This is a genomic window from Halomonas denitrificans (assembly GCF_003056305.1).
GTDB lineage: Bacteria > Pseudomonadota > Gammaproteobacteria > Pseudomonadales > Halomonadaceae > Halomonas > Halomonas denitrificans.
The window spans coordinates 320,540-342,045 of record NZ_PYVX01000004.1; the positions used below are offsets into that span (position 1 = coordinate 320,540).

20 protein-coding genes are annotated in these 21,506 nt (G+C 69.0%); 7 read left to right on the forward strand and 13 right to left on the reverse strand.

Annotated elements, in window-relative coordinates; translation table 11 throughout:
• Nucleotides 1–40: 40 nt before the first annotated feature.
• A complete protein-coding gene (locus tag C9F13_RS13210; protein ID WP_108446725.1) occupies nt 41–625 on the forward strand; it encodes an NAD(P)H-dependent oxidoreductase in 585 nt (194 codons plus the stop codon).
• Nucleotides 626–647: 22 nt separating this feature from the next.
• Here C9F13_RS13210 and trxC read toward each other — a convergent pair whose 3' ends face one another.
• A complete protein-coding gene (trxC, locus tag C9F13_RS13215) occupies nt 648–1,088 on the reverse strand; it encodes a thioredoxin TrxC (protein WP_108446726.1) in 441 nt (146 codons plus the stop codon).
• 170 nt (nt 1,089–1,258) lie between these two features.
• Between trxC and C9F13_RS13220 the strand changes: the two genes are divergently transcribed.
• Nucleotides 1,259–3,049 (forward strand): ABC transporter transmembrane domain-containing protein, encoded by a 1,791-nt coding sequence (locus C9F13_RS13220; protein ID WP_108446727.1) that lies wholly within the window; start codon nt 1,259–1,261, stop codon nt 3,047–3,049.
• A gap of 44 nt (nt 3,050–3,093) precedes the next feature.
• Here C9F13_RS13220 and C9F13_RS13225 read toward each other — a convergent pair whose 3' ends face one another.
• The 9 genes from C9F13_RS13225 to C9F13_RS13265 all read right to left on the reverse strand — a co-directional run bounded on the left by C9F13_RS13225 (nt 3,094) and on the right by C9F13_RS13265 (nt 13,333).
• The gene (locus C9F13_RS13225; protein ID WP_108446728.1) at nt 3,094–5,469 is read right to left on the reverse strand and encodes a DNA polymerase II; all 2,376 of its coding nucleotides are present in this window, start codon (nt 5,467–5,469) and stop codon (nt 3,094–3,096) included.
• A 258-nt stretch (nt 5,470–5,727) separates the two neighbouring features.
• The gene (locus C9F13_RS13230; RefSeq protein WP_108446729.1) at nt 5,728–6,957 is read right to left on the reverse strand and encodes a benzoate/H(+) symporter BenE family transporter; all 1,230 of its coding nucleotides are present in this window, start codon (nt 6,955–6,957) and stop codon (nt 5,728–5,730) included.
• A 90-nt stretch (nt 6,958–7,047) separates the two neighbouring features.
• The gene (gene benD, locus C9F13_RS13235; RefSeq protein ID WP_108446730.1) at nt 7,048–7,848 is read right to left on the reverse strand and encodes a benzoate diol dehydrogenase BenD; all 801 of its coding nucleotides are present in this window, start codon (nt 7,846–7,848) and stop codon (nt 7,048–7,050) included.
• Nucleotides 7,845–8,888: a benzoate 1,2-dioxygenase electron transfer component BenC gene (benC, locus tag C9F13_RS13240; protein ID WP_108446731.1), complete on the reverse strand. Its 1,044-nt coding sequence runs from the start codon at nt 8,886–8,888 to the stop codon at nt 7,845–7,847. Before benC ends, benD begins: the two co-directional genes overlap by 4 nt.
• Before the next feature lie 24 nt (nt 8,889–8,912).
• Nucleotides 8,913–9,401: a benzoate 1,2-dioxygenase small subunit gene (gene benB / locus C9F13_RS13245; protein ID WP_108446732.1), complete on the reverse strand. Its 489-nt coding sequence runs from the start codon at nt 9,399–9,401 to the stop codon at nt 8,913–8,915.
• An 11-nt stretch (nt 9,402–9,412) separates the two neighbouring features.
• Nucleotides 9,413–10,780 (reverse strand): Rieske 2Fe-2S domain-containing protein, encoded by a 1,368-nt coding sequence (locus C9F13_RS13250; RefSeq protein ID WP_108446733.1) that lies wholly within the window; start codon nt 10,778–10,780, stop codon nt 9,413–9,415.
• A gap of 84 nt (nt 10,781–10,864) precedes the next feature.
• Nucleotides 10,865–11,839 (reverse strand): catechol 1,2-dioxygenase, encoded by a 975-nt coding sequence (catA, locus tag C9F13_RS13255; RefSeq protein WP_108446734.1) that lies wholly within the window; start codon nt 11,837–11,839, stop codon nt 10,865–10,867.
• A 67-nt stretch (nt 11,840–11,906) separates the two neighbouring features.
• A complete protein-coding gene (catC, locus tag C9F13_RS13260) occupies nt 11,907–12,197 on the reverse strand; it encodes a muconolactone Delta-isomerase (RefSeq protein ID WP_108446735.1) in 291 nt (96 codons plus the stop codon).
• A gap of 14 nt (nt 12,198–12,211) precedes the next feature.
• Nucleotides 12,212–13,333: a muconate cycloisomerase family protein gene (locus tag C9F13_RS13265; RefSeq protein WP_108446736.1), complete on the reverse strand. Its 1,122-nt coding sequence runs from the start codon at nt 13,331–13,333 to the stop codon at nt 12,212–12,214.
• A gap of 104 nt (nt 13,334–13,437) precedes the next feature.
• On the opposite strand from C9F13_RS13265, the gene C9F13_RS13270 reads away from it, so the two are divergent.
• Complete coding sequence (locus C9F13_RS13270) at nt 13,438–14,340, forward strand: LysR family transcriptional regulator (protein ID WP_108446737.1); 903 nt, start codon at nt 13,438–13,440, stop codon at nt 14,338–14,340.
• A gap of 42 nt (nt 14,341–14,382) precedes the next feature.
• Here the strand turns inward: C9F13_RS13270 and C9F13_RS13275 are convergent, their stop codons facing one another.
• On the reverse strand, nt 14,383–15,312 hold the full coding sequence (locus tag C9F13_RS13275) for a LysR family transcriptional regulator (RefSeq protein ID WP_108446738.1): 930 nt from the start codon (nt 15,310–15,312) through the stop codon (nt 14,383–14,385).
• Between the two features lie 156 nt (nt 15,313–15,468).
• Here C9F13_RS13275 and C9F13_RS13280 point away from each other — a divergent pair, with 156 nt between their 5' ends.
• The 3 genes from C9F13_RS13280 to C9F13_RS13290 are packed head-to-tail and all read left to right on the forward strand — an operon-like array spanning nt 15,469 to nt 18,454.
• Nucleotides 15,469–15,681 carry a hypothetical protein gene (locus C9F13_RS13280; protein ID WP_108446739.1) on the forward strand — a complete coding sequence of 71 codons (213 nt, stop codon included), beginning with the start codon at nt 15,469–15,471 and terminating at the stop codon, nt 15,679–15,681.
• Complete coding sequence (locus C9F13_RS13285; RefSeq protein ID WP_108446740.1) at nt 15,674–17,137, forward strand: sodium:solute symporter family protein; 1,464 nt, start codon at nt 15,674–15,676, stop codon at nt 17,135–17,137. Before C9F13_RS13280 ends, C9F13_RS13285 begins: the two co-directional genes overlap by 8 nt.
• A gap of 18 nt (nt 17,138–17,155) precedes the next feature.
• Nucleotides 17,156–18,454, forward strand: a complete 1,299-nt coding sequence (locus tag C9F13_RS13290; RefSeq protein ID WP_108446741.1) for an amidohydrolase — start codon at nt 17,156–17,158, stop codon at nt 18,452–18,454.
• Nucleotides 18,455–18,550: 96 nt separating this feature from the next.
• Here C9F13_RS13290 and glyA read toward each other — a convergent pair whose 3' ends face one another.
• On the reverse strand, nt 18,551–19,813 hold the full coding sequence (gene glyA, locus C9F13_RS13295) for a serine hydroxymethyltransferase (protein ID WP_108446742.1): 1,263 nt from the start codon (nt 19,811–19,813) through the stop codon (nt 18,551–18,553).
• A 93-nt stretch (nt 19,814–19,906) separates the two neighbouring features.
• Nucleotides 19,907–21,022, reverse strand: coding sequence for a glycine cleavage system aminomethyltransferase GcvT (gcvT, locus tag C9F13_RS13300; RefSeq protein ID WP_108446743.1), 1,116 nt, complete (start codon nt 21,020–21,022; stop codon nt 19,907–19,909).
• Nucleotides 21,023–21,380: 358 nt separating this feature from the next.
• Between gcvT and C9F13_RS13305 the strand changes: the two genes are divergently transcribed.
• The coding region (locus C9F13_RS13305; RefSeq protein WP_394797531.1) for a glycine cleavage system protein H at nt 21,381–21,506 on the forward strand (126 nt) is incomplete at its 3' end.

Consider the following 21,506-nt stretch of genomic DNA (forward strand, 5'->3'; position numbering starts at 1 on the left):
TGCTGAGCCGCGTCGACCCGCCACCGGAGAGAGCCTCGCCATGCGCCGCATCCTGATCCTTCAGGGCCACCCCGACACCGCCGCCCCGCACCTGCTGCACGCCCTGGCCGACCACTACCGCCGGGGCGCCGAGCAGTCCGGCCACGCGGTGCGCACCCTGACCATCGCCGAGCACGACTTTCCCCTGCTGCAGAGCCAGCGGGCCTGGACCGAGGAGCCGATGCCCGCCGCCCTCGAGCCGGCGCGGGACGCCATCGCCTGGTGCGAGCACCTGGTGCTCTGCTTTCCGCTGTGGCTCGGTGACATGCCGGCGCTGGTGAAGGGCTTTCTCGAGCAGGTGCTGCGCCCCCACTTCGCCTTCGAGTACGTGGAGGGCAACCCGCTGGGGCGCAAGGGGCTGACGGGCCGCTCGGCGCGGGTGGTGGTGACCATGGGCATGCCGGCGGCGATCTATCGCCACGTCTACCGCGCCCACAGCGTCAAGTCGCTGGAGCGCAACATCCTCGGCTTCGTCGGCTTCGCGCCGGTGCGCGAGACGCTGATCGGCTCGGTGGAGAACCTCGACGAGGCCGACTGCCGGAAGTGGTTCACGCGCCTGGAGAGGCTGGGCCGCGAGGCGCGGTAAGCGCCGGCAGGACCCGGGCGCGCTAAGCCGCCAGGTAGGGCCGCAGCCACTGGCGCAGCTGCGGCCCCTGCAGCAGCCCCGGCTGGCGGGCGACCTCAGCGCCGCCCTGGAAGACGATCAGCGTGGGGATGCTGCGGATGCCGAAGCGCGCCGCCAGCGCCTGCTGCTCCTCGGTGTTCAGCTTGGCGAAGCGCAGCCGCGGCTCGAGCTCACGGGCGGCCTCGGCGAAGATCGGCGCCATCGCCTTGCAGGGCCCGCACCAGCTGGCCCAGAAGTCCACCACCACCGGCAGCTCGCTGCGCTCGACCAGGGCGGAGAAGTTGGCGTCGCTCAGCGCCACCGGCTCGCCGGTGAACAGCGCCCCGCGGCACTTGCCGCAGGTCGGGCCGTCGGTGAGGCGCGATCGCGCGACGCGATTGACGGCGTGGCAGTGGGGGCAGCCGAGCTTCAGGGATTCGGTCATGGCGCACTCCGGATCGAGGGGATTTTCCCCGCACTATACCCATGAACGGCAGTGGCCCGCGATGCCTATCAGGCGCCGTGATGCCCGCCGCGTGGCCGGAGCGTCATGCAGTGCGCCGCGCGGGCTGTTATCGTCGCGGCAATGCCTGAAGGCGTCCCCGCGAGACTCCCATGACCGACCGTCCCGATCCCCGCGTGCTGCTGCGCCTGCTGTCGCTGCTCGCCCCCTACCGCGGGCGCGTGGCGCTGGCCGCCCTGGCGCTGCTCGCCGCGGCGGGCAGCGTGCTGCTGCTCGGCCAGGGGCTGCGGCTGGTGATCGACCAGGGCTTCCTGGCCCGGGATCCCGGCGAGCTCAACCGGGTTCTTGCCGGCATGCTGGCCGTGGTGGCGGTGCTCGCGATCGCCTCGGCGCTGCGCTACTACCTGGTCACCTGGATCGGCGAGCGGCTGGCCGCCGACCTGCGCCGGCGCGTCTTCGATCACCTGCTCGACCTGGAGCCCGGCTTCTTCGAGAGCAGCCGCGGGGACGGCGGCGGCGCCGGGGAGATCGCCTCGCGGCTGACGGCGGACACCAGCGTGCTGCAGAGCCTGTTCGGCTCCTCGATCTCGCTGGCGCTGCGCAACCTGCTGATGCTCGCCGGCGCCGTGGCGCTGATGGTGGTGACCCAGCCGTGGCTCTCGGCCATCGTGCTGCTGGGCATTCCGGCCACGCTGCTGCCGATCCTGTGGTTCGGCCGACGGGTACGGCGCCTCTCGCGCACCAGCCAGGACCGGGTGGCCGAACTCGGGCGCTACGCCGGCGAGGCCCTGGCGGGCATCCGCACCGTCCAGGCCTTCACCCACGAGCCGAGCGATCGCCGGGCCTACGGCGCGCGGGTCGAGGAGGCCTTCGCCACCGCCGTGGCGCGCACCCGCCAGCGCGCCTGGCTGACCGGCGGCGCGCTGCTGGCGGTCTTCGCCGCGGTGGGCGTGATGCTCTGGCAGGGGGGCCAGGCGGTGCTGGCCGGCAACATGACCGCCGGCGAGCTCTCGGCCTTCGTCTTCTACGCGGTCCTGGCGGCCGGCGCGGTGGCGACCCTGGCCGAGGTGGCCGGCGACGTGCAGCGCGCCGCGGGCGCCGCCGAGCGGCTGCTGGAACTGCTGGCGACACACCCCGCGATCCATTCTCCGGCGCGCCCCACGCCCCTGCCCGCCCCTCTGCGCGGCGAGATCCGCCTCGAGGGGGTGAGCTTCACCTACCCCGGCCGGCAGACGCCGGCGCTTGCGGCGTTCGACCTGACCATCGCGCCCGGCGAGCGGGTCGCGCTGGTGGGCCCCTCCGGGGCCGGCAAGAGCACCCTGCTCGCGCTGCTGCTGCGCTTCCACGATCCCGACCGGGGCACCCTGCGGCTCGACGGCATCGACCTGCGTAAGCTCGATCCCCGCGAACTGCGTTCATGCCTCGGCCTGGTGGCCCAGGAGCCGGTGCTGTTCAGCGGCAGCGTGGCCGACAACCTGCGCGTCGGCCGGGGCGATGCCGACCGCGAGGCGCTGCGCCGGGCAGCGCGGGACGCCAACGCCCTGGCCTTCATCGAGGCGCTGCCCCAGGGCCTCGACACGCCCCTCGGCCCCGGCGGCGTGCAGCTCTCCGGCGGGCAGCGCCAGCGCCTGGCGATCGCCCGGGCGCTGCTCAAGGATCCCCGGGTGCTGCTGCTCGACGAGGCCACCAGCGCCCTGGACGCCGAGAGCGAACGGCTGGTGCAGCAGGCCCTGGACCGGCTGATGGCCGAGCGCACGAGCCTCGTCATCGCCCACCGGCTGGCCACGGTGGTCGCCGCCGACCGGCTGCTGGTGATGGACGAGGGGCGCCTGGTGGCGGCCGGCCGTCACGCCGAGCTGCTCGAGCGAAGCCCGCTCTATCGTCACCTCGCCGAGCTGCAGTTCGGCCGCCACGCCTTGCCCCCGGCCACTGAGGAGCGCTGAGTTCCCTGCCCACCGATGCTCGCCGCCGCGTGCCGCTCGGCGGCTCAGAACAGCCCCAGCTGGCGGTCGATCAGCGCCGAGAAGTCGTCGCCCACGAAGGGCAGGATGGCATCGGCCACCGGCTGGAGCTGGCGGGTCAGGTAGTGGTCGGCGTCGATCGCCGCCTGCCGCCGCTCCAGGGGCTCCGGCCCGGCCATCGTCATCACGTAGCGGATCCAGCCCCCCTGCTGATACTGGCGCGGCCGGCCCAGCCGGTCGTTGTGCTCGTCGGCGAGCCGGGCGGCGCGCACGTGGGGCGGCACGTTGCGCCGGTAGTCATCGAGGCGCCGGCGCAGCCGCTTGCGGTAGATCAGCCGCGCGTCCTCCTCGCCGGCGCGGATGCGCGTCAGGAAGTCGCCGACGAAGTCCCGCACGTACTCCCGCCACGGCTCGCCGGCGAAGACGCGCCGGTAGAGTTCCTGCTGGAACTCCTTGGCGAGCTCCGTCCAGTCGCTGCGCACCGTCTCCAGGCCCTTGAAGACCAGCCGCTCCTCCCCCGCCGCGTCGCGCACGAGCCCGGCGTAGCGTTTCTTGCTGCCCGCCTCGGCGCCGCGGATGGTGGGCATCAGGAAGCGCCGGTAGTGGGTCTCGAACTGCAGCTCCAGGGCGCTCTCCAGGCCATATTCCTCGGCAAGGTGCTCGCGCCACCAGGCGTTGACGCGCGCCACCAGGCGCCGGCCGATCGCCGCCGCCTCGGCCTCCGGATGCGCGCGGCCGAGCCAGACGAAGGTGGAGTCGGTGTCGCCGTAGATAACGGTATACCCCTCGGCCTCGATCAGCTCGCGGGTGCGATGCATGATGGCGTGGCCGCGCATGGTGATCGACGAGGCCAGGCGCGCATCGAAGAAGCGACAGCCCTTCGAGCCCAGCACGCCGTAGAAGCTGTTCATGATGATCTTGAGCGCCTGGGCGAGCGGCGCGTTGCCGGCCCGCTTGGCGGCCTCGCGCCCCTCCCCGACCCGCGACACGATGCCCGGCAGGGCGTGGCGCGTGCGCGAGAAGCGCGCGCCCAGGTAGCCCGGCACCGAGGCGGCGTCGGTGGGCTCGGCGAGCCCCTCCACGAGCCCCGCCGGGTCGATCAAAAAACTCTGGATGATCGAGGGATAGAGGCTCTTGAAGTCGAGCACCAGCACCGAGTCGTAGAGGCCTGGGCGGGAGTCCATGACGAAGCCGCCGGGACTCTCGGCGGGCTCGCCCTCGCCGAGGTTGGGCGCCACCAGGCCCAGCCGGTGCAGCCGCGGCAGGTAGAGGTGGGTGAAGGCCGCCACCGAGCCGCCGCTGCGATCGGCGGCCAGCCCCGTGACGCTGGCCCGCTCCAGCAGGAAGGCGAAGAGCTCGGTGTGCGCGAAGATCCGCGTCACCAGCTCGCAGTCCTTGAGGTTGTAGCGCGCCAGCGCCGGCTTGTCCTCGGCGAACCGGCGCAGGATCTCGTCGAGGCGCTGATAGGGCGTCTCGATCGCCTTGCCCTCGCCGAGCAGCGTCTGCGCCACATGCTCCAGGCTGAAGGAGGGAAAGTGCCAGGTGGCCGAGCGCAGCGCCTCGATGCCGTCGATGATCAGCCGACCCGCCGCCGAGGCGAAGTAGTGGTTGGCCTCTCGACCGTGGGCCCGCCACTCCATCTCGGCCCCGCCGCGGCCCAGCCGCAGCGGTACGCCGAGCCGGCGGGCGTGCTCGTGGAGCAGGCGCAGGTCGAACTGCACCAGGTTCCAGCCGATGATGGCGTCCGGGTCATGGGTCGCGATCCAGGCGTTCAGCGCCTCGATCAGCGCCGCGCGGCTCTCGCAGTAGTCGAGGCGGAAGTCGAGCCCGCCGGCCTCGCCGTTGGGCGGGCCCAGCATGAACACCTGGCGCTGCCCGCAGCCCTCCAGCGCGATCGAGTAGAGCTCGCCCCGGGCGCTGGTCTCGATGTCCAGCGACACCGGGCGCAGCCGGGGGCGGTAGTCCGGCGCGGGCTTAAGCCGCGCCGCGACCAGGCGGCCCGCCCCGTCGGGCGTGCCGGTGACCGCCACCGGCGCGGTGATGAAGCGCTCCATCAGGTAGCGCTCCGGCGGGCGGATATCGGCCTCGTAGAGCGTCACGCCGGCCTCCCGGAGGCGGCGCTCGAGCTGCCCCAGCCGGCGCTGCTCCCGGCAGTAGAGGCCCAGCACCGGGCGGCGCTGGAAGTCGCGCAGCGCAAGCTCGCGCAGGGTGACGCCCGGCTCGCCGGCAAGCACCGCCGCGACACGCTCGCGCTGCTCGGCCGGCAGGAAGGCCACCGAGGGCCGGGGCGCCAGGCGCACCTCGAGCGGCCCCTCGTCGGTGGCCAGCCAGAACGCGACCTCCACGCCCCCGGGCGTCTCCCGCCAGTGCCGGGTGAGGATGAACCCCTGCCGTGAAACCACCGCTGCTCCTGATTCTTCGCGAGATGCCGTGATCTTACCGGGGCGGGCGCCGCCACACACCTCACACAGGCGCTCGGGGGTGAAACGCGCCGGCGATGACGGGAGCAGGCGTGGCGCCGCTGTCGCCGCATGGCGCTCGCCTCATTGGTGAAACGGGACACCCACCGCCGACGGCGCCGACGAAAGCAAAAAAAGCCCGCGCTGCCAGGCAGTCGCGGACCAAGGGAGGATCGTCAAACAGCCAAGGAGCGCTCGCCGCTAGACGGTGGCCTTCGTACGCGCGAAATCGAAGTCCCTGAACTCGACGAGCATCGAGAGCGTGGCCCCCAGCACCAGCGCCCAGAAGGAGGAACCGATCCCCAGGACCTGCAGGCCCGACACGGCGATCAGGAAGGAGAACATCGCCCCGACCTCATGCTTGCCGGAGAAGGTGATGTGCATCGCCGAGCCGATCACCCGCAGCAGCGCGAGGCCGGCGACGATGGAGATGAAGTAGCTCGGCATCGCCTCGATGAGGCTGAACACGAAGCCGTAGAACGGGGCCGCGACGATGAAGATGATGCCGACGATGACCGCGGCCACCCAGCGCTTGTCGTGGCTGCCGGCTTCCGGTCCGGAACAGATACCGGTCATCGGCGCCGCGATGCAGGTGCTGTGCAGATTGAAGAAGGCCGACACCATGGTGCCGATCCCGCCGACGGCGGTGATGGCATTGGCCGGGGCACTCTTGAAGCCCATGCCCTTGACCAGGCCCACGCCGGCCGGCGTCTCCATGCCCACCAGGATCAGCGCCAGGGGCAGCCCGTAGGCGAGGAAGGCCTCCAGGGTGAACGCCGGCAGGATGAACTCCGGGAACCTGACCGAGAACGCCACGCTCGAGAAATCGGCGCCGGAGATCGCCATGTAGGCAATGCCCACCACCAGGGTGACGACCAGCGGCGGCACCGGTCGCAGGAAGCGGGCCGCGAAGAAGAACGACAGGATCATCACCGCGGCGGGCAGCATGGCGCTCTCCAGCGGCGCCACCATGTTGATGCCGAACTTGAGCAGGATCCCCGCGACCATGCCCATGACGATCGGCATCGGGATCAGCCGCATGACCAGGCTCATCCAGCCGGACAGGCCGACGACCAGGGCGATCGCCCCGGCCATCAGCGTCGCGCCGAGTGCCTCGTTGAGCCCCACGATGGGAATGATCGCGGCGAACAGCAGGGCGCCGGGGATGGAGTTGGCCATCGGCAGGGGCAGCCGATAGTAGGCCGGCACGAACAGGCCGAACAGGCCGTTGATCATCAGGTAGCTGATCACCCACAGCAGGGTGAACTCCTTGGGAAGGCCCGCGGCCGTGCCGGCACTGATATGGATGATGCCGGCGCTGAGGCCGAAGATCCCCGCCACCAGGCCGGCGCTGAGATTATCGGCATTGAGGTCGCGGGCAAACGCGCGGGGCGCCGACAAGAGCCCGACGCCCTTCTCGAGATGTTTCATGGAGTGCTCCAGGGAAGTTGTTGTGATTGGTACCGGGAGGAAGGTGAGCAACGACAGGCGGCCCTGATCGGGCCGCCGGGTGAGCGCGGGCTAGCCCTGATCGCCGCCGGCCACGGGGAGGACGCTGCCGGTGATATAGCCGGCCTCCTCGGACGCCATGAACAGGATCGGCGCGGCCATCTCGTCCAGGGTGCCGTAGCGACCGAAGTAGCCGCTCCGCTTGGTCTGGTCGATATGGGCCTGGAACCAGGCCTGCTCCGTCTGGTTGCGCGGCGCCGGCGTGCCGCGCGAGATCCGCCGCGGGGGCGCCTCGGTGCCGCCGGGCGCGGTGGCCACCACGCGGATGCCGTGCTCGGCCACCTCGAAGGCCAGCGAGGCGGTCAGGGCATTGATGCCGCCCTTGGCCGCCGAGTAGGGAATCCGGTGGATCCCGCGGGTCGCCGCCGAGGAGACGTTGACGATCACCCCGCTGGCTTGCGCCTTCAGGGTCGGCAGCGCCGCCCGACAGCACCACAGGGTGGGCATCAGCGAGCGGGTGATCTCGGCGGAGATCTCCTCGGGGGTGAACTCGGTGAACGGCTTGAAGTTGATCGCCCCGCCCACGTTGTTGATCAGGATATCGATGCGCCCGAAGTGCTCGACGCTGCGGGCCATGACGCTCTCGGCGCCCTCCCAGGTCTCCAGGTCGGCCTGCACGGCGATGGCGTCGACGCCCTGCTCGACCAGCCCCGCCACCACCTCATGGACGAGATCGGCCCGATCCACCAGCGCCAGGCGGGCGCCCTCGGCGGCGGCGCGTTCGGCGACCCGCTGCCCGATGCCCTGGGCCGCGCCGGTGATCACCATGACCCGATCCTGAAAGCGTGAGCCGGGGAAGCGTGCCGTGCTCATGACGCCTCCTTGGGGGCCTGGTTCGGCGTGAACTTCTCATAGTGGAAGCTCTGCGGCGTGATGCCCTCGCTATCGAAGTGTCTGAGCACGGCATCGACCATCGGCGGCGGCCCGCACAGGTAGACGTCGATGTCGCCGTCGTGGAGCACCTCGGCGTCCATGTGATGGGTCACGTAGCCCTTGCGCGGGTGCTCGCTGGCCTCGTCCACCACCACGGTGGCGTAGCTGAAGGTCGGCAGCTCCTTGGCGAAGTGCTCCAGGGCATCGACCTTGACCAGGTGGTCGTCCTTGTTGACGCCGTAGATCAGGTGGATCGGCTGATCGCTGGCCGCCCCTTCCGCCCGCTTCTGCACCAGCAGCTCGAGCATGGAGAGGAAGGGCGCGAGGCCCGTGCCGCCGGCCAGCATCAGCACCGGACGCGTGATCTCGCGCAGGTAGAAGCTGCCCATCGGCCCGGTCAGGGCCAGCCGATCGCCGACCCGGGCCCGCTCGGTCAGGTAGCCGCTCATCACCCCGCCCGGGATGTTGCGGATCAGGAAGGTCGCCCGCCGCTCCCCCGGCTTCGAGCTGAAGGAGTAGGAGCGATGCTGATCGCTGCCCGGCACGTCGATATGGAGGTACTGGCCGGGCAGGAAGGCCAGCGAGGCCTCGTCGTCCAGGTCGACCGCAAGCTCGATGCTATCCTCGGAGAGTGACTCGACCACGGCCAGGGTGCCCTCGATCTTGCCGACCTGGGTCTTGCACAGGCTGGAGGCCACCGGCACCTGGACGACGCAGTCCGAGGACGGCACCATCTGGCAGGTCAGCACCTGACCCTCGGCGGCCTCCTCCTCGGTGAGCGCCTCCTCCAGATACTCGTCCCCCATGTCGAACTCGCCCTGCTCGCAGTGGCCCTTGCAGGTGCCGCAGACGCCATCGGAGCAGTCCATCGGCAGGTTGACCTTCTGGCGATAGGCGGCGTCGAGGACCGTTTCTCCCTCCTTGCAGCCGATGAAGCGGGTGACGCCATCCTCGAAGTTGAGGGCAATGGTGTAGCTCATGGTCGAATCTCCTCCCGCACCGGGTCAGATGTGATAGATATCGATGACCTGGTGGATGTAGTCGTTGTTGAGTTGAACGACTTTTCTGGTGATCAGCGGCGCCTCCCCCGACACGTCCAGGGTGTAGAAGGCGCTGCCGAAATAGCTGTCGGTCTTCTTGTAGCGGTGGCTCAGGGTGTGCCAGTTGAAGCGCACCTCCACCGAGCCGCCCTCCTCCCTCAGCACCTCGAGGTTGCTGATCTGGTGGGTGGTGCGCGGCTCCGGGGTGCTCGCCCCGCTGCGCTCGGTCTTGATCCGGTAGACCCGATCCTCGAGGCCCTCGCGGTTCGGGTAGTAGATCAGCGAGATCTCGCTGTGCGGGTCACCGGTCAACTGGTCGTCGTCGTCCCAGGCCGGCATCCAGAACTCGGCGTCCTGGCGGTAGCACTGAAGCCACTCGTCCCACTGGCGGTCGTCGAGCAGGCGCGCCTCGCGGTAGAGGAAGGCCTGGATGTCGTGGTAGCTGATGCTCATGGTCTCTCTCCTCAGGCTGACGCGGTGGCGATGAACTGGCTGCGTTCCTTGTCGATGGCGCGCAGCATCTCCTCGACCCAGTGCTGGTGATGCAGCACGTAGAGCCCTTCGTCTTCCGGGGAGGCACCGCTGAGCAGCGGCTTCATGTCGATCGCCTGGGCGTTCTCGTCGGCCCCCTCGATCCACTGCTTGGCGCCGCGGGAGAGGTCGTTCCACTCGGCCAGCTGGCCGTGGTAGCCGTCCTGACAGGCGCGGAACTCCTCGAGGTCGTCCGGCGTGCCCATGCCCGAGACGTTGAAGAAGTCCTCGTACTGGCGGATGCGCACGCGACGGTTCTCTGCCGACTCGCCCTTGGGCGCGAAGCAGTAGATGGTGACCTCGGTCTTGTCGACGGAGAGCGGACGCAGCACGCGGATCTGCGTGGAGAACTGGTCCATCAGGTAGACGTTGGGATAGAGGCAGAGGTTACGCGTCTGGTTGACGATGGAGTCGGCCCGCGCCGCGCCCAGCGCCTCCTCGAGCTCGTCCTTCTGCTGGTAGACCGGGCGCACCTCGGGGTTGAGCAGCCGGGTCCACAGCATCATGTGGCCGTTCTCGTAGGAGTAGAAGCCGCCCTGGCTCTTCGACCAGCCGTCGGCGTCCACCGCCTTGGTGCCGCCGGCGTCGTAGTTGCGACGCTCCATGGTCGAGGCGTAGTTCCAGTGCACCGAGCTCACGTGGTAGCCGTCGGCGCCGTTCTCGGCCTGCAGCTTCCAGTTGCCGTTGTAGGTGTACGACGAGGTGCCGCGCAGGATCTCCAGGCCTTCCGGCGCCTGGTCGACGATGTTGTCGATGATCTTGGTGGTCTCGCCCAGGTACTCCTCGAGCGGCTGGACGTCATCGCTCAGGCTGCCGAACAGGAAGCCCTTGTAGTTCTCGAAGCGCGGCAGGCGCTTGAGGTCGTGGGAGCCCTCCTGCTTGAAGCCCTCCGGGTAGGCGCCGTTCTTCTCGTTCTTGGCCTTGAGCAGCTTGCCGTCGTTCTTGAAGGTCCAGCCGTGGAAGGGGCAGGTGAAGGTGCCCTTGTTGCCCTGCTTGCGGCGACACAGGGTCGCGCCGCGGTGGGCACAGGCGTTGATCAGGCCGTGCAGCTCGCCTTGCTTGTCGCGGGTGATGACCACCGGCTGACGGCCCATGGTCACCGTGAAGTAGTCGCCCGGCTCGCTGATCTGGCTCTCGTGGGCCAGGAACAGCCAGTTGCCCTCGAAGATGTGCTTCATCTCGAGATCGAAGAAGGCCGGGTCGGTGAACATGCTGCGGTGGCAGCGGAAGATGCCCTTCTCGGCGTCGTCGACGACGGCGCCGCGAACGCGCTGTTCGAGTTGGTCAAGCTGGATGGTCATGATCCATCTCCTCGATTGTTATCGGGGGAGTCGCCGCCGTGAGGCGACGCCTCCTTTCTCAGGGGGTAAGGCGCGATGATCGACTTAGACCTTGGCAGTGCCGGCCAGCTGGCTAGCCTGGTCCTGCTCGTCTTCCTTGGCCCGCGGGCGCGCATGACGGGTCTGCAGCTCGGCCACGTCGGTCTTCGTCAGCACGACATCGAACACCACCTCGGAGAAGGGACCGTCCAGCTCGCGCCGGGCGATCTCGTCCGCCGCCTCGATGCGGTGGGCCGGCACCACCAGCTCCTCGCGCGTCGCGAAGGCGAAGTCGTCATAGGTGTAGGGATCGCCGGCCAGGTTGATCTGGGTGGTCAGGTGCTGGTGCCCCGGGGCGGAGACGAAGTAGTGGATGTGCGCCGGACGCTCGCCATGGCGGCCCAGGGACTTGAGCACCACGTCGGTGGGGGCCCCCTCCGGCACCCCGTAGCCGGACGGGATGATGCTGCGCGCGGTGTAGCGGCCCTCGCCGTCGGTGTAGATGGTGCGGCGCAGGTTGTACTCGCTCTGGGTCTTGTCGAAGAAGGAGTAGCCGCCCTTGGAGTTGGCGTGCCACACCTCGACCTTGGCGCCGGCGACGGGATTGCCGTCGATGTCGCGCACCTGGCCAGTCAGCCACATCGTCTCGCCGTCCTGGTCCCGGCCATCGTCCATGCGCGCGAAGCCCTCGGCCTCCGGGGCGCCGGCCACGTAGAGCGGACCCTCGATGGTGCGCGGGGTGCCGCCGGTGCGCTCTGCCTCGGCATCCTTGGCGTCCTGGCGCATGTCCAGGAAGTGGTCGAAGCCCAGGCCCGGCGAGAGCAGGCCGAACTGGGTCTGGCTGCCCAGGGCGTTGAGCAGGTTGACGGCGGACCAGTACTCCTCCTCGCTGACGTCGAAGTCATCGATCAGCTTGAACTGGTCGGAGAGCAGGCGGTGCATGATCTGCTTGGCCCGCTCGCTGCCGCCCTCCTGGTCGAAACCGGCGATGGTGTTGAGGAAGTCCTGGACTTCGGGGGTGTCGAAAATCTTCACGGTCATGGTCGGTTATCCTCGATTGTTATCTGGAGCACTCCCGCAGGCGGGAGTTGGCGTGCTCATCCGTGACTCAGGTGTCGTCCTCGCGGATGGAGGACGGATGGCGACACAGCGGCTTGACGCTGATCTCCATGTAGGGGAACAGGGGCAGGTTGCTTACCAATTCCTGCAGCTCGGCGTTATCCTCGACGTCGAAGATGCTGACGTTCGAATAGCTGCCGGCCACGCGCCACAGGTGGCGCCACTTGCCGGCGCGCTGCAGCTCCTGGGCGTAGGCCTTCTCGGTCGCCTTGATCTCGGCGGCCTGCTCGGCCGGCATGGACGGCGGCAGCTTGACGGTCATTTCCACCTGAAACAGCATGACGTTCTCCTTCCTCAATGCTTGCGCGCGTAGTGCGCGAGCTTGTCTTCATCCAGGGTGATGCCGAGGCCCGGCCCCCCCGGCAGCTCGACGCCGAAGTCGCGGTAGGTGAGCGGCTCGGCGACGATGTCGTCGGTGAGCAGCAGCGGGCCGAACATCTCGGTGCCCCAGGCCATCTCGGGCAGCGTCGCCCAGGCGTGCAGGGCGGCGGCCGTTCCGATGGTGCCCTCGAGCAGGGTGCCGCCGTAGAGGCCGATGCCCGCGGCCTTGGCCACATGGGCCAGCTCCAGCACCCCGTGCAGCCCGCCGGACTTGGCGATCTTCAGGGCGAAGGCGCCGCTGAAGCCGCCGGCGGCCAGCGCCAGGCCGTCGTGGGCATCCTGCACCGCCTCGTCGGCCAGCATCGGGACATTGAAGCGGTTGGCCAGGCGGGTCAGGCCGGCATGTTCGCGGGCGGGAATGGCCTGCTCGATCAGCTCGATGCCGGCGTCCTGCAGCGCCTGGATGCCGCGGACCGCGGTGGGTTCGTCCCAGGCCTGGTTGACGTCGACACGCACGCTGGCCCGGTCGCCCAGGGCCTCCTTGATGGCGGCCACGTGACGCACGTCCTGATCCACCGGATTGGCGCCGATCTTCAGCTTGAAGTCGCCGTGGCGACGCTGCTCGAGTCGCAGCAGGGCCTCGTCGATGTCCTTCCGGGTATCGCCGCTGGCCAGGGTCCAGAGCACCGGCAGGTGGGTCTGGCGGGCGCCGCCCAGCAGCTCGGCCACCGAGAGGCCGAGCCGCTTGCCCTGGGCGTCGAGGAGCGCGGTCTCCAGCGCCGACTTGGCGATGGTGTTGCCGCGGGCCTGGCGGTTGAGCCGGGCACGCAGCCCATGGACGTTGCCCGACGGCTGGCCGATCAGCAGCGGCGCCAGGTAGGTATCGATGTTGGTCTTGATGCTCTCGGGACTCTCGGGGCCATAGGCCAGGCCGCCGATGGTGGTCGCCTCGCCGAGCCCCTCGATGCCATCGCTGTGGAGCATGCGCACGATGACCATGGTCTGGCAGGCCATGGTGGTCATGGAGAGCTTGTGCGGGCGGATGGTCGGCAGGTCGACCAGCAGCGTCTCGATACGTTCGATCACGGATGACATGGGGGCTCCGAGGTCCGGGAATCGGGTGATGGGATGGCAGTCTGATTGCAGCGAGAAGACCGAACCAATATTGTTTGGGTGCCCTGCCATACCCAGGAGGTATCATGGAACTGCGCCATCTCAGGTACTTCTGCGTGGTCGCCGAGGAGCTGAACCTGACCTGTGCCGCCGAGCGGCTGCACATGTCACAGCCCCCTTTATCAAGGCAGATCAAGCAGTTGGAGAAGGAAGTCGGGGCCGAGCTGTTCGAGAGGGGATCCCGTGGTCTGCGCCTGACCACCACCGGCCAGTTCTTCCGACAGCACGCCATCCAGATCCTGGAGAAGGTCGACGCCACCCTGGAGGCCACCCGGCGCATGGCCCGCAGCAAGCGCGTCATGTTCGGCATCGGCTTCGTGCCGTCGGTGTTCTACGGCCAGTTGCCGCTGCTGGTGCGCGACTTACGACAAAAGGATAATGTCGAGCTGAGCCTGGCAGAGCTGACCACGGTGCAGCAGATCCAGGCCCTGAAGGCGGGGCGCATCGACCTGGGCTTCGGCCGACTGAAGATCGACGACCCCGACGTGGAGCAGGAGGTGCTGTTCGACGAGCCGGTGCTGGCCGCCCTGCCGGCGGGCCACCCGCTGGAAGGCACGACCCCGACCCTCGAGCAGCTCGCCCGCTATCCGCTGGTCCTGTTTCCGGCCAAGCCACGCCCCAGCATGGCCGACACGATGCTCGGACTGTTCCGCCGCCAGGGGCTGAAGGTCGACGTGGTGCAGGAGGCCAACGAGCTGCAGACGGCGCTGGGGCTGGTGGCCTCGGATATCGGCATCAGCCTGGTCCCGGAGCAGGTCATGCGCGTGCAGCGCGACGGCATCAGCTATGTCTATCTCGCCGACCGCAGCATCACCACCCCCGTCATCTGCAGCCGACGCCGGGGGGAAGCCCCCTCCCCGGTGATGCAGGAGGCCACTGCCATCCTCGAGGTGCTGGTGGAGAATCGCCGCAGCGGGCGCTATCCCTGAGGGCGCCGCCGAGGCTCATCGGTCGCGTCGAGCGGCCGGCCGTCAGGGCCCCGTGACGTCGGCGGCCGTCGGGTCATCCCCTCCCCCGAAGACCCCCTCGACCTGTTCCAGCAGGTTGTGGAGGGCCGGCGAGTCGTTGCCCGACCGCCAGGCCAGCCACAGCGGCATGTCGCAGGTCGCGAGTTCCGGCAGGTGGACGAAGCGGATGCCGGGCATGGGATGCGCGCTGGAGGCCGAGGGCACGATGGCCACCCCCAGCCCCGCCGCCACCATGCTCAGGATGGTGATGTTGTCGGCCCCGTACTGGACCACCCGGGGCGAGAACCCCAGGCGCTGGAAGTGGGCCAGCATGCGGTCGTAGTAGAGCGGCGAGGCACTGCGGAACCCCCAGACGAAGTCGGCTTCCTGCAGGTCGTCGAGCGTTGCCGGTGGCGCCGCCGACCAGGACGAGGCTTCCGGCACGGCGAGCACCAGGTGGTCGTGCTGCAGCAGGCGGGTCTCGAGGCCGGGCTGCTCGGCGCCGTCCAGGTAGAGGATGCCGGCATCCAGGCTGCCCTCCCGCAGTCGCTCCAGCTGGGGCCCGGAGAGCAGCGGGAAGACCTCGAAGGCCACCCGGGGGTAGCGATCACGATAGCTCCCCAGCAGCCGCGCCACCTCCGGCACCCAGAGGTGGGTCACCGTCACCCCCAGGCAGACCCTGCCGGTCACTCCCTGCCCCAGCGAGACGAGGCGTGCCCGGAGCCGGGCGCGTCGGTCGAGCAACGCCTGAGCCTCCTCGTACAGTGCCTGACCCGCCACAGTGAGACGCACGCCCCGGGCATGACGGTCGAACAGCCGCGTCTCGAGATCCTCCTCCAGCAGCCGAATCTGGCGCGTCAGCGCCGGCTGGGCAACATGCACCTGACGGCTGGCCGCGGAGATGGAGCCGGTCTCGACGACGGCGATGAAGTAGCTGAGCTGGCGGAACTCCATGGTTCTCCTCGCAAGGGGACAGGGGAACATCGGCCTCTACCCATACCATAAAAGCATCTCACCGATACCAAACCTATATTTTTTCTATCGCTGAATGCCTCCCATAGTGTCGGTACAACCCATAACAAGACTCGCCTCGGCGAGCTGGACCCTCCCATGAACAAGAGCTATCACCTGCTGACGGGGCTGCACTTCGCGCTGTGCACCCTGGCCATGATCTGGCCCGGCGCCCTGATCGCCAACCGCATCGCGCCCACCGTGCTGGGCCTGCCCTTCCTGTTCTTCTGGTACGTGCTGTGGATGCTGGTGCTCTTCGCCGGCATGTGGGTCGCCTTCGTCGTCCGTCACGGAGGGGGCCGCCATGAGTGATTCCGTCATCATCATCGGCATCACGCTCGTCTACCTGGCGATGGTGCTGGCGGTGGGACTGCGCGCCCGCGGCCAGTCGAGCTCGAGCCTGGAGGGTTACGTGGCCGGTGGCCGCCACGTGGGCGTGGTGATCCTGTTCTTCATCCTCGGCGCCGAGATCTTCTCGGCCTTCGCCTTCCTCGGCACCCCCGGCTGGGCCTATCAGCATGGCGCGCCGGCCTTCTATATCCTGGCGTATCTCTCGCTGGTGCCGATCACCATCTGGGCGCTGGGTCCGCGGGTGGCGAAGCTCGGCCGCGAGCGGGGCTACCTGACCCAGGGCGACATGATCGCCGATCACTACCGCAGCCGGCCGCTCGGCATGCTGGCCGGCCTCATCGGCGTGGTGGCCCTGGTGCCCTACCTGACCATCCAGATCGCCGGCGCCGGCCTGCTGTTCCAGGCCGCGACCGACGGCATGGTGCCCTTCTGGCTGGGCGGCCTGCTGGCCTTCGTGGTGGTGGCGGCCTACGTGTTCTGCAGTGGCCTGAGCGGCATCGGCTGGACCAACCTGGTGCAGGGCGTGATGATGATCGCCATCGCCTGGTTCCTGGGGCTCGCCATCTCCGAGCGCCTCTATGGCGGCGTGGGCGAGATGTTCACCCAACTCCAGCAGCAGGCGCCGGAATACCTGACCATGCCCGGGGCCACCGGCATGGGCTGGGGCTACTTCAGCACCGCGGTGCTGGTCAGCGCCTTCGGTGGCGCCATGTGGCCGCACCTGTTCATGAAGTTCTACTCGGCCGACAGCGGCAAGACCCTGCGCAAGGTCAGCGTCTTCTACCCGCTCTATGCCTACCTGCTGGTTCCCCTGCTCTTCATCGGCTTCGCCGGCATCCTGGCCTTTGCCGACGCGCCGCTGGAGCGTGCCGACACCGTGCTGCTCAAGATGGTGATGGAGGTGGCCGACTTCTCGCCCTGGGTGATCGGCCTGATGCTCTCCGGCGCCCTGGCGGCGGCCATGTCCACCGGCGCCAACCTGGCCCATACCGCGGCCATCGTGCTGGTGCGCGACGTGCTGGGACCCACCGTGATGAAGCACGCCAGCGAGCAGACCACGGTCGGCGTGACGCGCTGGAGCGTACTGGGGCTGTCGCTGGCGGCGTATCTGATCGCGCTGCTCAATCCCGGCTCCCTGGTGATGATCCTGCTCACCGCCTACGGGGTGATCATCCAGCTGTTCCCGATGGTGATCGGGGCGCTGTTCATGCCGCAACTGCGTCGGGCCAGCGTGATGGCGGGGGCGCTCGCCGGCAGCCTGGCCTTCCTGCTGATGGAGTTCGTCTGGAGCTCGCCGCTGGGCTGGCACGCCGGCGTCTGGGCGATGCTGCTCAACGTGGCGGTGGTCGCCGCCTGGCAGCGTCTCGATCACGCCTCGCGCAACGGCCACCCCGTGGCCACCCCCTCCAGCCACTGACCTGCCAGGGAGACCCCGATGACGACACAAACCGATATGCCGGCGCTCAAGGGCGCCATCGACGCCCAGGTGGAGGCGACCCTCGAGAGGGTTCAGGCGCTGTACCGCCAGATCCACCAGCACCCCGAGCTGCCCTTCGAGGAGCACGAGACCAGCGAGCGACTCGCCGAGGCGCTGGAGACACTGGGCTATGAGGTGACCCGCGGCGTGGGTGGCACCGGCGTGGTGGCCCTGTTCCACAACGGCGAGGGTCCCACGGTGATGCTGCGCGGCGACATGGACGCCCTGCCGATCCAGGAGGCCACCGGCCTGGCGTTCGCCAGCACGCGCACGGCCGAGACCGAGAGCGGCACGGTGCCGCTGATGCACGCCTGCGGCCACGACCTGCACAGCAGCTGCGTGGTGGGCGCCGCCGCGGTGATGGCCGGGCTCAAGGCACACTGGTCCGGCACCCTGATGCTGATCTGCCAGCCCGCCGAGGAGATCTTCGGCGGGGCCAGGGCGATGCTCGATGACGGCCTCTACACGCGCTTCGCCCGGCCGGATGTCATCCTCGGCCAGCACAACATGCCGGCCCTGGCCGGCACCATCGGCCACCGTGCCGGCAGCACCATGGCCGCCTGCACCAACCTGGCGGTGACGATCCACGGCACCGGCGGTCACGGCTCCATGCCCGCCCAGACGGTGGACCCGGTGGTGATCGCCGCCCATGTGGTCACCCGCCTGCAGACCATCGTCTCCCGCGAGGTGCCCCCGGAGGAGACCGTGGTGGTCACCGTCGGCAAGCTTGCCGCCGGCACCCAGGCCAACATCATCCCCCACTCCGCCGAGCTGGAGATCAATGTCCGCAGCTTCGACAACGCCCTGCACCGCCAGGTCGTGGACGCGATCGAGCGCATCATCCGCGCCGAGTGCGAGGCGGGGCGCTCGCCGACGCCGCCGGAATTCCGCGTGCTCAACGAGACCCTCGCCCTGCACAACGATCCCACGGCCGTCGAGCGGGTGCGCCAGGCCCACGCCGTGCACTTCGGTGAAACGCATCTCTATGCCATGCCGCGTCTCAACGGCAGCGAGGACTTTCCCTTCTTCGGCAACGCCACGGAGGGCGGCTTCGGCGGCGAGGATATCCCCTACGTCTACTGGTTCATCGGTGCCACCCCCGCCGAGCGCTGGGCCGAGACGCCGGGCGAGAGCGTGGCGGAGAAGATGCGCCACCTGGAGATGCCCCACTCGCCCTACTACTTCCCGGGCAACGAGGTCACGCTGCGCACCGGCATCGAGGCCATGGCCGCCGGAGCCCTCGCCTACCTGGGCTAGTCACCGCAGGAGACCTTGGCCCTGGAGAAACGAAGGAGGGGCGGCATCCCTGGATGCCGCCCCTCCTCTTGTCGTCACCTCACACCGAGATCACGCCTAGGCATACACGGGATGGGCCCGGCAGAGCGCTGCGGCCTTGTCGCGCACGGTCTGCTCGATGGCGGTCGTGTCATCGCCGGCGGCCAGGACATCCAGCACGTCGCAGATCCAGCCCGCCAGGCTCTCGCACTCCTCGACGCCGAAGCCGCGGGTGGTCACCGCCGGGGTGCCGAGGCGCAGGCCGGAGGTGACGAACGGGCTCTGCGGGTCGTTGGGCACGGCGTTCTTGTTGACGGTGATATGCGCCCGGCCCAGCGCCGCATCGGCGTCCTTGCCGGTCACGCCCTGCCTGATCAGCGAGACCAGGAAGAGGTGGTCGTCGGTGCCGCCGGAGACCACGTCGTAGCCGCGCGCCATGAACACCCCGGCCATGGCCCGGGCGTTGTCGATCACCCGCTGCTGGTACTGGACGAACTCCTGGCTCATCGCCTCCTTGAAGGCCACCGCCTTGGCGGCGATCACGTGCATCAGCGGGCCGCCCTGCTGGCCCGGGAAGACCGCACTGTTGAGCTTCTTGTGGAGCGCTTCATCCGCGTGCGAAGAGAGGATCAGGCCGCCGCGGGGGCCGCGCAGGGTCTTGTGCGTCGTGGTGGTCACCACGTGGGCGTGGGGCAGCGGGCTCGGATAGTGCCCGGCCGCCACCAGGCCCGCCACATGGGCCATGTCGACCAGCAGCCAGGCCCCCACCTCGTCGGCGATGGCGCGGAAGCGCCGCCAGTCGACCACCCGGGCATAGGCGGAGAAGCCGGCGATGATCAGCTTGGGCCGGTGCTCACGAGCGAGGCGCTCGACCTCGTCGTAGTCGATCTCGCCGGTCTCGACGTTCAGGCCGTACTGGAGGGCATGATAGTGCTTGCCGGAGAAGTTGGGGGCCGCGCCGTGGGTCAGGTGGCCGCCGTGGTCGAGACTCATCCCCAGGATGGTGTCGCCCGGCTTGACCAGCGCCATGAAGGCCGCGGCATTGGCCTGGGCCCCGGAGTGGGGCTGGACGTTGGCGTAGTCCGCGCCGAACAGGTCGCAGGCCCGCTGGATGGCCAGCGCCTCCACCTTGTCCACGAACTCGCAGCCGCCGTAGTAGCGCTTGCCGGGATAGCCCTCGGCGTACTTGTTGGTCAGCTGGCTGCCCTGGGCCTCCATGACCGCGCGGCTGGCGTAGTTCTCGGAGGCGATCAGCTCGATGTGCGCCTCCTGGCGCCCCTCCTCTTCGCGAATCGCCCGCAGCAGATCGCGATCGGCATCCTGCAGATGGGTGAACGACATGACGACATCCTCTTGATTGTTAGGGGTGGTGCCTCTGCATGCCCGCCGAGCTGGCCTCGGGGCCTCCCGGCGGGCGGATCGTGGCCCGCGGCCTCACTTGCCGCGGTAGTAGCCCGGGGTGACGAAGGGGGTCTTGGTCACCACCATGGGCAGGCGCTTGCCCCGCACCTCGGCATAGACGGTAGTGCCGGGCTCGGCCAGGGCGACGGGCACGTAGCCCATGGCCACCGGCTTGCCCACCGTGGGGCCGAAGCCGCCGGAGGTGACCCGGCCCAGGGCGTTACCCTCGCCGTCGAAGAGCTCGGTGCCCTCACGCACCGGCGCGCGGCCCTCGCCGAGCAGACCGACCCGCTTGCGGGCGTGGTCCTTGGCCTCGACCTGGTGGAGGATCCGGTCGGCGCCGGGGAAGCCGCCCGGGCGCTCCCCGCCGTTCCGGCGCGGCTTGCCGATGGCCCAGATCAGCCCGCCCTCGACCGGCGTGGTGCCGGTGTCGATATCGTGGCCGTAGAGGCAGAGCCCGGCCTCCAGGCGCAGGGAGTCGCGGGCCCCCAGGCCGATGGCCTCGACCTCCGGTTCCGCCAGCAGGCGGCGGGCCAGGGCCTCGCTCTGGTCGGCCGGCACCGAGATCTCGAAGCCGTCCTCGCCGGTGTAGCCGCTGCGGCTGATCCACACCGGGATGCCGTCGATCTCGAAGTGGCCGTGCTGCATGAAGACCATCTCGCAGGCCTCGGGGCAGAGGCGGGCCATCACCTCGGCGGTCTTCGGGCCCTGCAGAGCCAGCAGGCCGCGATCGAGCTCCTCCACCGAATAGCCCTCGGGCAGGTGCTGGCGCAGGTGGGCGATGTCCTCCGCCTTGCAGGCGGCATTGACCACCAGGTAGAGGTGATCCCCGTTGTTGACCACCATCAGGTCGTCGAGGATGCCGCCCTCCTCGGAGGTGAACAGCGCATAGCGCTGCATGCCGGCCGGCAGGCCGAGAAGGTCGGCGGGCACCAGGGTCTCCAGCGCCTCGGCGGGATGGGGACCGCGCAGCAGCACCTGCCCCATGTGGGAGACATCGAACAGGCCGCTGGCGCCGCGCGTGTGCTCATGCTCCTTCTTGACGCCCAGCGAGTACTGGACGGGCATCTCGTAGCCGGCAAAGGGCACCATCTTGGCCCCCAGCTCGACATGCAGGGCATACAGGGGGGTGTGCTTCATCTCGCTCATGGACCGCCTCGGGTTGACGATTAAAAGAGAGGTTTCGATACGGCCGCCATCGACGGGCGACCGCCCTCGCGTGCCCCAAGACTAGACGAAGTTTCTTAAAGGAAACAAGCATCGCATGCGGGAAACACGCCTCGTTCCTCGCTCCCTGACCGCGAACCCGGCGCACCGCACGGCCATCGCCATTTCTCTAGCCCCATGAATTATCGAGATAAAAATTTCATCGGCCGCATCGTCCCTCGTCAGTTATTCGATTATCGACTAACCTTGTTCCCAAAACTCCTTGCCAAAAAGGTTGGCGGCCCGCCGTGGTTGTCCTAGGATTCCCTGGTCAAAAACAAATTTCTTATAGGAAACACAGATGAGCTCTATCCCCGCCAACCTGCGCTATGCCGAAAGCCACGAATGGGTCCTGGACAACGGCGATGGCAGCGTGACCATCGGCATCACCGACCATGCCCAGGAGGCGCTGGGCGACGTGGTCTTC